Raw genomic sequence first — 12,506 nt, 5'->3', positions numbered from 1 at the left:
ATTACCGCAATTGACCTGAAAGGAGATAAACCATGGCTTTTGAATTGCCGCCACTGCCCTACGCCAAAGACGCTCTGGTGCCGCACATTTCTGCGGAGACTCTGGAATATCACCACGACAAGCACCACAACACCTACGTCGTGAACCTGAACAACCTGGTGCCAGGCACCGAGTTCGAAGGCAAGACCCTGGAAGAAATCATCAAGACCTCTTCGGGCGGTATCTTCAACAACGCCGCTCAGGTCTGGAACCACACGTTCTACTGGAACTGCCTGGACCCTAAAGGTGGCGGCGAACCTACCGGCGCGCTGGCCGAAGCAATCAACAAGGCGTTCGGTTCCTTCGACAAGTTCAAGGAAGAGTTCAGCAAAACCTCCATCGGCACTTTCGGCTCCGGCTGGGGCTGGCTGGTTAAGAAGGCTGACGGCTCTCTGGCTCTGGCCAGCACCATCGGTGCCGGCAATCCGCTGACCAGCGGCGACAAGCCATTGCTGACCTGCGACGTCTGGGAACACGCCTACTACATCGACTATCGCAATCTGCGTCCGAAATACGTAGAAGCGTTCTGGAACCTGGTGAACTGGGACTTCGTGGCCGAGCAATTCGCAGCCTGAGTCCAGCGTCATCGAAAAAACCCGGCCTCGCGCCGGGTTTTTTATGCTCCAGGTTTACACCTGTAGTCTTTCCGGATTCGTGTTTAATAAACGGCGTCAGACTTCGACCTGCCAGTCAGGTGAACAGCAAATGTTTTTTCGCCTGCCGCTGTTACTTTGTGTATTGTCAGAAAACGCTAGCTGACTCGCATCACGACGTAATTCTTTACAGTGTTCTGCTCAAGTTACCCACCTGGCCACCCGACACACTCAGGTGGCTTGGGCCAGTAGGTGCAAGGAACGCGAAGATCAGCCAGACGCACCGTTTCTGACCACGTCACGACGGGCGGATCTGGCTTTTCGAGGGTCATGGGGCGATATGTCCTCCGACACGAACTAAGGAACGGCCATTGAAGCTGGAACTCAAGAATAGCCTGTCGGTAAAGTTGCTGCGCGTCGTACTGCTTTCGGCGCTGCTGGTAGGCGTCATACTCAGCTGTGCGCAAATCGTTTTCGACGCCTACAAGACGCGTCAGGCCGTGGCCAGCGATGCTGAACGAATTCTCGGAATGTTCCGCGATCCCTCCACGCAGGCCGTTTACAGCCTGGACCGCGAAATGGGCATGCAGGTCATCGAGGGTCTGTTCCAGGACGACTCGGTACGCATGGCGTCGATAGGCCATCCCAACGAAAGCCTGCTGGCAGAAAAAGACCGCCCGCTGAAAAACTCTCCAACCCGCTGGCTGACAGACCTTATCCTCGGCCAGGAACGCAGCTTCACCACCCAACTGGTCGGTCGCAGCCCCTACAGCGAGTATTACGGCGACCTGCGTATCACGCTGGACACCGCCAATTACGGCGAAAGCTTTCTGGTCAATGCCGCAATCATCTTCATCGCGGGTGTATTGCGTGCATTGGCAATGGGGCTGGTGTTGTACCTGGTCTATCACTGGTTGCTGACCAAGCCACTGTCGAAAATCATCGAACATCTGATCGCGATCAACCCTGACCGTCCCAGCGAACACCAGTTGCCATTGCTCAAGGGCCACGAGAAAAACGAACTGGGGATTTGGGTCAATACCGCCAACCAGCTGCTGGCCTCCATCGAGCGCCACACTTATCTGCGCCACGAGGCGGAGAACAATCTGCAGCGCATGGCGCAATACGATTTCCTGACCGGCCTGCCCAACCGACTTCAGTTGCAGACCGGGCTGGACAGAATTCTCGAAGATGCGGGGCGTCAGCAGCACAGGGTCGCGATTCTCTGCGTGGGTCTGGATGACTTCAAGGGTATCAACGAACAGTTCAGCTATCAGGCAGGCGATCAACTGTTACTCGCGCTGGCTGACCGGCTGCGCGCCCACAGCGGACGACTTGGCGCTCTGGCGCGATTGGGCGGCGATCAGTTTGCACTGGTGCAGGCCAAAATAGAGCAACCCTACGAGGCAGCAGAGCTGGCGCAGAATATTCTGGATGAGCTGGAGGCCCCGTTTATAGTCGGTGAACAGCAGATCCGGTTACGAGCGACCATTGGCATCACGCTGTTTCCCGAGGACGGCGACAACACCGAGAAACTCCTGCAAAAAGCTGAACAGACCATGACGCTGGCCAAAGCCCGCTCGCGTAACCGGTATCAGTTCTACATCGCCAGCGTCGACAGCGAAATGCGCCGCCGTCGTGAACTCGAAAAAGATCTGCGCGACGCCTTGCCGGGCAATCAGTTGTACCTGGTCTATCAACCACAGATCAGCTATCGCGATCACCGCATCGTTGGCGTAGAAGCCTTGATCCGCTGGCAACATCCAGAGCATGGTCTGGTGCCGCCGGATGTATTCATCCCGCTGGCCGAGCAGAACGGCACCATCATCGCCATCGGCGAATGGGTGCTTGATCAGGCCTGTCGCCAGCTACGGGAATGGCTTGATCAGGGCTTCACCGACTTGCGCATGGCGGTCAACCTGTCGACCGTGCAACTGCACCACGCGGAACTGCCGCGTGTGGTCAACAACCTGTTGCAGATCTACCGCCTGCCCCCGCGCAGCCTGGAACTGGAAGTGACCGAAACCGGCCTGATGGAAGATATCAATACCGCCGCCCAGCACCTGCTGAGCCTGCGACGCTCCGGCGCCTTGATCGCCATTGATGATTTCGGTACCGGTTACTCGTCGCTGAGTTATCTGAAAAGCCTGCCGCTGGACAAGATCAAGATCGACCGGAGCTTCGTTCAGGACCTGATTGACGACGACGATGATGCCACCATCGTGCGGGCCATTATCCAGCTGGGTAAAAGCCTTGGCATGCAGGTCATCGCCGAGGGTGTGGAGACGCTCGAGCAGGAAGCCTATATCGTCACCCAGGGCTGTCACGAGGGCCAGGGCTACCTGTACAGCAAGCCGCTGCCCGGTCGGGAACTGCTGGCCTACCTGAAACAGTCGAGAGAGCGGAACGCCGCCAGCCTCTGAACGGCCCTGAACGGTACGGCTCTTTCGAGCCATCTTGAAACCGACTGTTACAACCTGCTGAATGCCTGAACACGACCGCAAAGGCGTTTTGCCTTTACATCGAATGCAAATCTTTCGCATCATGTCGCAGATTTTCTGGGCGCACCCCGCCATCAACTTTCTCGACGCAGGATTCCGTCATGATTCGTATGCCTCTGGCAACCGCTAGTCTGTTGGCCATCGCTATCTCTCTCGCCGGTTGTGGCGAAGGCAAGGACAAGGCTGCCGCCCCGGCACCCGCGCCAGCTGCTGCTCCGGCGACTCCCGCGGCGACGCCTGCTGCCCCTGCTCCGGCTGCAGCCGCCCAGACTGACGAAGCGGCGGCCAAGGCTGTGGTCGCGAATTACGCCAATATGGTTTCTGCGGTGTTCGACGACGCCGAGGCTGGTGCGAAAAAACTGAGCAGCGCCGTCGACGCATTCCTGGCCAAACCCAACGATGAAACCTTGAAAGCCGCACGGGATGCATGGGTAGCTGCGCGTGTGCCTTACATGCAGAGCGAAGTCTTCCGCTTCGGCAACACCATCATCGACGACTGGGAAGGACAGGTTAACGCCTGGCCCCTGGACGAAGGCCTGATCGACTATGTCGCCAAGGATTACCAGCACGCGCTGGGCAACCCGGGCGCGACTGCCAATATCATCGCCAACACCGAAATTCAGGTGGGTGAAGACAAGGTCGACGTGAAGGAAATCACCTCCGAAAAACTCGCCAGCCTGAACGAGCTGGGCGGTTCCGAAGCGAACGTTGCTACCGGCTACCACGCCATTGAATTTCTGCTGTGGGGCCAGGACCTGAACGGCACCGGCCCTGGTGCCGGCGCACGTCCGGCCAGCGATTACCTGGAAGGCGCTGGCGCAACCGGCGGCCACAACGACCGCCGCCGCGCCTACCTCAAGGCCGTTACCGATCTGCTGGTCAGCGATCTGGAAGAAATGTCCGGCAACTGGAAGGCCGGCGTTGCCGACAACTACCGTGCCACGCTGGAAGCTGAATCCGGCGAAAGCGGTCTGCGCAAAATGCTCTTCGGCATGGGCAGCCTGTCGCTGGGTGAACTGGCGGGCGAACGCATGAAAGTCGCACTGGAAGCCAACTCCAGCGAAGACGAACACGACTGCTTCAGCGACAACACGCACAACTCGCACTTCTACAACGGCAAGGGTATTCGTAACGTTTACCTGGGCGAATACACGCGCACCGATGGCAGCAAAGTCAGCGGCCCGAGCCTTTCGTCTCTGGTTGCCAAGGTAGACCCGGCCACCGACGCCACTTTGCGCGCCGATCTGGACGACACCCAGGCCAAGCTGCAGGTCATCGTTGATCACGCCAACAAGGGTGAGCACTTCGACCAGTTGATCGCTGCGGGCAACACGGCAGGCAATCAAGTGGTGCGTGACGCCATCGCTGCGCTGGTCAAACAGACGGGGGCTATCGAACAGGCCGCTGGCAAGCTCGGCATCACTGACCTGAACCCGGACAACGCTGATCACGAGTTCTGACAGGTACTGTTTGCGGTAGCAACCAATGCCGGTCAGTTCGCTGACCGGCATTTTTTATGCCTGACCGATATGCGCATCAGGTCTGGCCAGCGATATTTCGGCGATCTTTGTAGGGCCTTTCCCAAAGTTATTTCTGCGTATTGAAAACGTTTCCCATACCGCCGAATATCCGCGCCCCTTGCCCCATCGAAGCGCGCACATGTTTGAATTTGAATCAGGCCCTGGCGGTCTGTCATGGTCGAAAAACGCTTATCTGCTGCTCAACGCCATCAATCTCCCACAGTTGAGAAGAAAGCTTTTCGAGTGGAATCCAGCGCCGATCTGCGCGCTGCTTTTTCTGCAAACCCGCTTCAGCGAATTACTGGATCACTCGCCCGCCCTGGTTCAGATCGACGGCCCACACGACCCGACTTTTTCAAATTTTTTGACTTGCGCGCGCGAAGAATGGGGCCTGCTGCTGTTCAGCGACGCCGACCACAAGACAGTGGCTGATCACCTGCGCTGGCTGGTGTTCGTTGATAAACCAACAGGCAGGGCCTGCCACTTGAACCTTTCCGACCCGCCTGTCGCCAACGCGCTGTTCGGGCTTCATCCGGAGCACACCGACAATAGGCTGTTTGGCCCTATCGACAGCGTTTATGCAGTAGATGTCATTACTGAACACTGGGTCCAGCACGAGCGCCGTGGGGAGCCAGCCGGTCATGACAAAACTGTTCTATATCGGATGAACGACCGGCAGATGGAGGCCATGAATGACGTCGCGTTTCGCCTGATCGTGATCAGTCTTGACCAGCACTTGCGCACATTTTTTCCGGCCTACCTCACATCCACGGGTTTGAAGTCGCGATACAGCCATGTGCATGCGCTGGCCGTCACAGCCTATGAAGCAGGCTTCAACAGCGAAGCGGATATTTTCCACTACGCCAACGTCACCTGCTTTCTGGCTACCCAGCCGGTCGAGTCGCATCTCGATATCAGAGCGCTGATGAATGAAAAGTCCTCATTGACGCCATCCCGGCGTATTCAACAGGCCAACTGGCTGGCAGTGAAACGCAGTCGCGAACCGCACGGAGCAACCCGGCCATGAGTCGCAAGACACTTTCCCCTGTGGACAAAGCCTATTGGGAGTCCAGAGCAAAAAGCCATATTGATGCCCGCAACAGTACGAGCAACTGCCCGTTGATGGGCACCAAAGTCCAGCTATTGCCACTGCGTTACGGCCGCGTGGAACGGCTTCATAACCTGCCGGATACCTCGGGTTACAGAGACTTGAAACGACCGCTCGGCTTGCGCCTGGTGCGTGACGGCTATCTGTATGTGATTGATGAAAGCAGTGGTTACCTGCATGAGTATCGCCTAGACAACGGCGTGCCGACCAAACTGCTCTGGCAGGACCGGGAAGTCGCTCAGGATGTCAGGCAGACCACAATTGGCGAGCACACCCTGATCTTTGCCCGCGATACAACATTGCATGTTGCCTATGCCGAACTGCAATGGACCGCCGCCAAATGCACCCATGTGCTGGCCAGCGCTGCAGACCGTTTCTATTTCATGCAAAAAGTGAATCTGGCTGCAGCCGATTGCCAGCAAGGCGGTGTCCACCTTCACGTCGAACAGCAGGTCAGAGAGCAACTTGCCGAGCTCGCCGAGTTGCCGGCACAGCAATGCACTACACCCGAGATGCCCGAAGGAGAACGCCAGGACTATGTCTGGGAGCATCTGCCACTGTTTCGCGAGGCGCACATCGGCGAGTTGAAAAATACACTCAACCCGTTCTACGAACTGAATCACCTGTATCTGGTGCTCGACGACAGCATCGGCATTCTGCGTGACCTTGCGCAGGAGCAGGACGAGGTAGTGGGCTGGCTCAACCAGTGGCGTGAGCGCAACAACAATGAAATGCGTTACATCACCGCCAGCTACATTGACACACTGATGAGCGTTGGCGAAAACACTGCCCGGCAGACAAGCCCTGACTCGAAACTGCTGAAGAACACAACGCCCGAACAACGCACGCGCATTTACGATTACCTGAATGCGCGCAATGACTGGCATCGGGAACACCATCAAGGGCCTGTGCCAGCCACTACTTCAGCGGGGCAGTATTCCGCCATGCGCGGGGGTGCGCACGCCGAGCGGCCGCAAACCAGGTTTGCCAGACTCGACATGGAAAACAAGCACTCACAGATGGTGCTCATACTTGGCAAACCACTCCATGAAGAACTGAAAGACGACATTGAAGCGCTGGAAGAGAACAGCCAAGGCACGCTAAACGGTGTGGGCCTCGGCTCACGAGGTATTTACGACCTTGTTCGTCACCAGGAAATGCAAGCCTATCTGACTCAGGAGCGCTCGCACCTTCAACGCTGGACGCAGCGCCTGGACGATATCACCCATGATCGCGTGCGCCTGTTCACTCAAGGGGAGCTCTTTCGAAGTGCCTGGTACTTCGACCCAGACCATCCCGACCAGTTGAAAAGCGCCTTGGCGATGGAGCTCAACTGCACCCGCGACCTGTGCCGCACCGACGAAAGCCTGCGCAGGGTCAGCGACTACTTTCACGACAACCCCCACTACATTCTGCCGGTGTTCTACGGGCGTCTGGACATGGACTTTCTGCGCGCCAAATCAGGCAGCCTGCTCAAGTGGCTGGATGATATTCACAACTTCAGCGACGGACTGGCCGATGCGCAAAGGCGCGTCGCTGATATCAGCCACATCATGGGCAATCACTGGACCAACAGTCTGAACCTGGCCCCCGCCGCCCTACCCTTTCATCAAGCCGTCAATGCCAGTTACATCCCGGCCGTCGCCCTGCACCTGGAGTGCTGGCTGATTGAAATGCAAAAGCAGTTGAACAGCCCGCCGCTACGCCAACACCTGGATAACTTCAGCAAGGCAAGCAATCGAGCACAACGACTGGGCATGCTGGTGGCGCTGCAACAGGAAGCCGTCACCCTGAGAGTTGCAAACGAAACCGACGTGACAAAATTTCGCGACAACTTCGTGCGCTTGAATCAGCTGCTTGCTACCGAAGACGACCTCATCAGAGAGCGCAACCGCCTCACCAAACTTATCAACCGCCGCACACTGACAGCGGATCAACATCAAGGTCTGCTTTACGAAAGGCAATACACCAACAAACGGCTGCTGCAGACCCGCAACACGCGCGACGCGCTGCGCCGAGACCTGGAAAAAGCCATTACCCCGACCGGTAACCCGCACAACGGCGCGATTGGCGTTCGACTGGATATCACTGACCCGCAACTGCACGCGCTCAATGCCGAAATTGACAGGCTGCGTGCTGGTGCGTTTGGGGGGTATGCGACTCAGGGGGCGGCTGCAGCGGCGTTGAAGGGTAGTTTCTTTCCTTTACTGGCGGTGTATTTACAGGTTGGGAATCTGGGGGAGGCTTGGAGTGTTTGGAAAGCATCAAAGGGAAATAGATCTGTAAAAGAAAACTTTATATGGGCAAGTACACTATCTTCAGTTACCTCAGCCTCTATTTCAGTATTCCAAGCTGTATATCTAGCGATGACCAGCGAAGCTTTTAAGGCAATAACCGAAAACAGTTCCGAAACAAGAGGTATGCTGTTCGGAGTTCGTATGGGACAGTGGGGCCTGGGGTTAGGAGCTATCATTACCCCCTTAAGCCTCGTAGGTGCCGCAGGAACAACTTGGAATAACGTTGAAAAGTGGAAGAGCGGTTTGATAAGCGGCAACTCTGGAGAAAAGTCAGGTGCTTTCACCGCAATGAGCGGCGATATTGGAGGAACCGGAATTAGTGCTGTGTTGACAGGGCATGCAGGCAAAGAGCTGATAGGCTTTCTAAAAGACATTTACCCTGAAACCGGAGATGCCAGGAAGAAGGCCGCAAGCATTGCTTGGGCAACCCGTGGATCACGCTTTCTGCAGCTTTCGATGCGACTTACTCCATGGGGACTTATTTTCACAGCCCTGCAACTTGGCGGTGAAGCACTTTACAACTACTCGAACCTGGACGAAGAGCAGCGATGGCTACTCCATTGTCTATGGGGTAACGAGCCCCTGGGTTGGGACTGGAGCACGCACTCACAAAAACTTGCCGAGACTACTCTGCTGCCCACGGTTCTCGATCAAGGCATTAGCAGGTGCCAGCTGGATGGACAAGCTGTACGCAGCCTGCATCTGATATTACCGGGACTTACCGAGTCCAGCTTTGACGACACTTCCTTGCGCTGGTTGGCCGAGTTAATAGAAGCCCCCCATAGGCAGGATGTCAGCAAAGGACTTCGCCAAGGACTGTCCGTTGCCTCTGCATCACCTTTGACATTGGCGCTGAAGATCCCCGAGGACTGGCAGGGACATAACGTACTGCTGTTATTGCGGCTCGCCGTCAAACCGGCATTAGCCAACACTTACCTGAAAGCGGATCAGGGATACCTGAATTACCGTATTCCACTGAGCATGGGCTCACTAAGCAAACCCATCCATGCATCGTCAAGCGTTACCGACGAGGGTATGACATTACCTGTTTTACCTATCGAGAGAGACCATCTTTTTGAATTCTAGCAAATACGAGCAATCTCCATGTGCAGGCGATACAGAGCATGAGGCCGACACAGAAGTCTTCTACCTTGCACCACGTCCCTTGCCTACCGGGGTATCGGCGTCAAACTTACAGAACATCGACAGAATGGCTGCCGACACTTATCTAGACTTCCATTTGACCTCTGCGTCACTGGAGTTCGCAGTGCGCTGCTACACGGCTTCAGTAGCAAGCATTATCATGATGTTCCTTTTGACCGGCATTGGTACAGGCATTGCCGAATATTTTATTTCCAACACCCCCATTCTTGAAACAGCAATACCTTTCATTTTTCCCAATTGGGCTCTGTGGCTGTTTGTGTTCCTTCTGGCATCAATGTATGGCTACTTTTTCTTCAAGGCAGTGTACCAACTCACCAGCACGCCCCCCATCCGCTTCAACCGTCAGCGCCGCGAGGTGGCCTATGTCGCCAAGCGTGGCCAACCGCCCCGGTTTATCCCTTGGGAAGAAATAATTGCCTGCGTCAGCAGCAGCACAGTTGCAACGCAATACGGCACTCAGCAGAAATTCGCTCTGATGATCGGCTTCGTAGACGCCTCGGACGGCCAGGTGATGTGGCTCACGTTGCCTACTTCCATGCTTGGTATGGCAGTCAGCGAGTGGGAAGCGATCCGCGCCTACATGGAAGAAGGCCCGAGCGCCCTGCGAAAGTCCATGATGGGCACTGACCTAGAGGAAGGCACTGTGGAGTTTTTCCACATGTGTCGCCGTGACTACCTGCTTGACCACGGCTGCTTGCGCTACCTGTTCGGATTTCTGCTGATCCAGTTTTTCAGCGGCTGGACTTTGCCCTGCCACGTCGCCAGTTGGGTCAAGCGACTGCCGAAAACGGCATTTCCAAAAGCAGTACAAGACTGGTCCAAACCCCTACCCCGCGAACAATGGCAAGCCCCCAGCGCCGAACTGATCGCGCAAAGCGAAGAAGTTCGCAAAATCCTGCGCAAGGGCATGAGTATCTTTGACTACTTTCTTGAGAAGGAAAGAAATCAGAGCAAAACCGGTAGCTGATCGAGCCATGACCACAAGAAGCGCAATACGGTATCAGCCATGATCAATACAACGTATCCGCAATGCGTCCCGGCAAAGCCTTGTCATAGGCATCACCATCGATCTGCTCGGCCGAAACCGCTTTTAGTATTTGCCCGGCAGTCGGCAGCGCGCTGCGTTCGATGTGCCGGGTTGCATCCCATAAACCGGACCTGATGGTTGCCCTGCTGCATTGGAAGTACACGCTGGTCACGGAGATGCGCAGCACTGACCTGGGCAGTTGGCCGTTCACCTCGAAACGCGACAACAGTTCGGGCTGAACCGATATCTGCGCTGTTCCGTTGACCCGCAAGGTCTCGCCCACGCCAGGGATGAGGAACAGCAACGCGACACGTGGGTCGCTGATGATATTGCGCAAGGTGTCGATGCGGTTGTTGCCGCGCCGGTCAGGCAGATAAAGCGTCTTGCTGTCCTCGATATGCACGAAGCCCGCCTGATCACCACGCGGGGACGCATCAAGGCCGTCGGGCCCGGCAGAGGCCAGCACAACAAAGGGTGCCGACTCGATGAAGGGCCGGTAAACCGCGTGAATATGGTCGACTTCCTTGGTCATGGAAGGAGGAGCAATCGGGCCATAGAGCGCTTCCAGTGCTTCGGTGGTGGTCACGAACGCGCTGTTTTCCGGGTTATCCATCGATGTGGTCTCTGCTGGGTGTTTTATCTGCGTGTGTGCTGTCAACTTCGACATGTGCAGCATAGGCAAAAATGCCGGGACCAGACCAGCCTCAGAGATTCGTAACAACGCATTACGTCAGAGCAGGCAAACGATAATCCCTCTTATTCAAACTGCACGAGGCTGCTAAGCTTGCACGCCCCGATTTTCGCCTCGTTGCAGGATGTGTATGAGTACGCGGCTCCGTCTATCCCTTGCCTTGCTTACGACTCTGGCCGTGAGTGCATGCGATGACGCCCCGCGTTTCACTCATGCCGAGCCGGGAGAAGCCTTGTCCGGTGGCAGTGCGACGGTCAGGAAGAGCGATCAGAATGCCTTTTCCATGCCCTCGGCCAACTTGTCGCCCGTGCGGCGCCTGGACTTCAGTGTCGGTAACAGTTTTTTCCGCAGTCCATGGGTGATTGCGCCATCGACCACCACAGCTCGTGACGGGCTCGGGCCGTTGTTCAACACCAACGCCTGCCAGAACTGCCACATCAAGGACGGTCGCGGTCATCCACCCGAAGCTGGCGACAGCAATGCCGTGTCGATGCTGGTCAGGCTGTCGATTCCTGACGACCCGGGCTACGCCGATCTTGTGCAGCGTAATGGCGTGCTGCCTGAACCGATTTACGGTGGGCAGTTGCAGGACATGTCGAACCCCGGCGTGGCCCCCGAGGGCAAGGTGCGGGTCGAGTACGATGCGCTGACGGTCAAGTTTCGCGATGGCACCTCCGTCGACCTGCGCCAGCCGACTCTCAGAATCACCCAGCTGGGCTACGGACCGATGCACCCCGATACCCACATCTCGGCGCGCATAGCCCCGCCGATGATCGGCCTGGGATTGCTTGAGGCCATTGCCGATGAAGCAATCCTTGCCAATGCCGACCCCGATGACAAGAACGCCGATGGCATCTCGGGACGCCCCAACTGGGTCTGGGACGATGCACAGCAAAAGGTCGTCATGGGCCGATTCGGCTGGAAAGCCGGGCAACCCAACCTCAACCAGCAGAACGTGCACGCCTTTTCCGGCGACATGGGGCTGACCACCAGCCTGCGCCGCTTTGATGACTGCACACCAGCCCAGACCGATTGCCTGGCAGCGCCCAACGGCAATGGCCCGAAAGGTGAGCCGGAGGTCAGCGACAACATCCTGCGTCTGGTGGAGTTCTACACACGCAACCTGGCGGTTCCGGCACGCCGCAAGGTCGATGACCCGCAAGTGCTGGCGGGCAAGAATCTGTTTTTTCAGGCGGGCTGTCAGCAATGCCACACGCCCTCATTCAAGACCCGTAGCGACGCCGCCGAGCCTGAGCTGGCCAATCAGGAGATTCGCCCGTACAGCGATTTGCTGCTGCATGACATGGGCGAGGGGCTGGCCGATAACCGTACCGAGTTCCAGGCCACCGGCCGCGAGTGGCGCACCCCACCGCTGTGGGGGCTGGGCCTGACCGGCACCGTGAGCGGGCACACCCAACTGTTGCACGATGGTCGCGCCCGCAATGTACTTGAGGCGATACTGTGGCATGGCGGCGAAGCACAGGCGGCGCAGCGGCAGGTTCTGGCATTTGACGCGCAACAGCGTGAAGCGCTGTTGGCGTTTCTGAATTCGTTATGATTGCTCCC

7 protein-coding genes and 1 pseudogene are annotated in these 12,506 nt (G+C 57.0%); 7 read left to right on the top strand and 1 reads right to left on the bottom strand.

The annotated features are described in order from the left end of the window. The first annotated feature begins 32 nt into the window (after positions 1–32). The 6 genes and pseudogenes from RYB09_RS07410 to RYB09_RS07385 all read left to right on the top strand — a co-directional run bounded on the left by RYB09_RS07410 (position 33) and on the right by RYB09_RS07385 (position 10,189). On the top strand, positions 33–614 hold the full coding sequence (locus tag RYB09_RS07410) for a superoxide dismutase (protein ID WP_122259154.1): 582 nt from the start codon (positions 33–35) through the stop codon (positions 612–614). A gap of 389 nt (positions 615–1,003) precedes the next feature. After that, a pseudogene (locus RYB09_RS07405) lies at positions 1,004–3,065 on the top strand (putative bifunctional diguanylate cyclase/phosphodiesterase). Between the two features lie 169 nt (positions 3,066–3,234). Then, a complete protein-coding gene (locus tag RYB09_RS07400) occupies positions 3,235–4,593 on the top strand; it encodes an imelysin family protein (protein ID WP_058409274.1) in 1,359 nt (452 codons plus the stop codon). 199 nt (positions 4,594–4,792) lie between these two features. Further along, a complete protein-coding gene (locus tag RYB09_RS07395; RefSeq protein WP_057401648.1) occupies positions 4,793–5,680 on the top strand; it encodes a DUF4123 domain-containing protein in 888 nt (295 codons plus the stop codon). Continuing rightward, complete coding sequence (locus tag RYB09_RS07390; protein WP_316887747.1) at positions 5,677–9,144, top strand: toxin VasX; 3,468 nt, start codon at positions 5,677–5,679, stop codon at positions 9,142–9,144. Before RYB09_RS07395 ends, RYB09_RS07390 begins: the two co-directional genes overlap by 4 nt. A gap of 352 nt (positions 9,145–9,496) precedes the next feature. Beyond that, positions 9,497–10,189, top strand: coding sequence for a DUF6708 domain-containing protein (locus tag RYB09_RS07385; RefSeq protein WP_316887857.1), 693 nt, complete (start codon positions 9,497–9,499; stop codon positions 10,187–10,189). 43 nt (positions 10,190–10,232) lie between these two features. On the opposite strand, the gene RYB09_RS07380 is transcribed toward RYB09_RS07385, so the two are convergent. Continuing rightward, positions 10,233–10,862, bottom strand: coding sequence for a pyridoxamine 5'-phosphate oxidase family protein (locus tag RYB09_RS07380; protein WP_058400737.1), 630 nt, complete (start codon positions 10,860–10,862; stop codon positions 10,233–10,235). Between the two features lie 208 nt (positions 10,863–11,070). On the opposite strand from RYB09_RS07380, the gene RYB09_RS07375 reads away from it, so the two are divergent. Then, positions 11,071–12,498, top strand: a complete 1,428-nt coding sequence (locus RYB09_RS07375; protein WP_122259152.1) for a di-heme oxidoredictase family protein — start codon at positions 11,071–11,073, stop codon at positions 12,496–12,498. Positions 12,499–12,506: the final 8 nt, after the last annotated feature.

The organism is Pseudomonas syringae group sp. J254-4, from assembly GCF_032586855.1.
Lineage (GTDB): Bacteria > Pseudomonadota > Gammaproteobacteria > Pseudomonadales > Pseudomonadaceae > Aquipseudomonas > Aquipseudomonas amygdali.
This window is presented reverse-complemented; position numbering and strand designations above follow the sequence as displayed.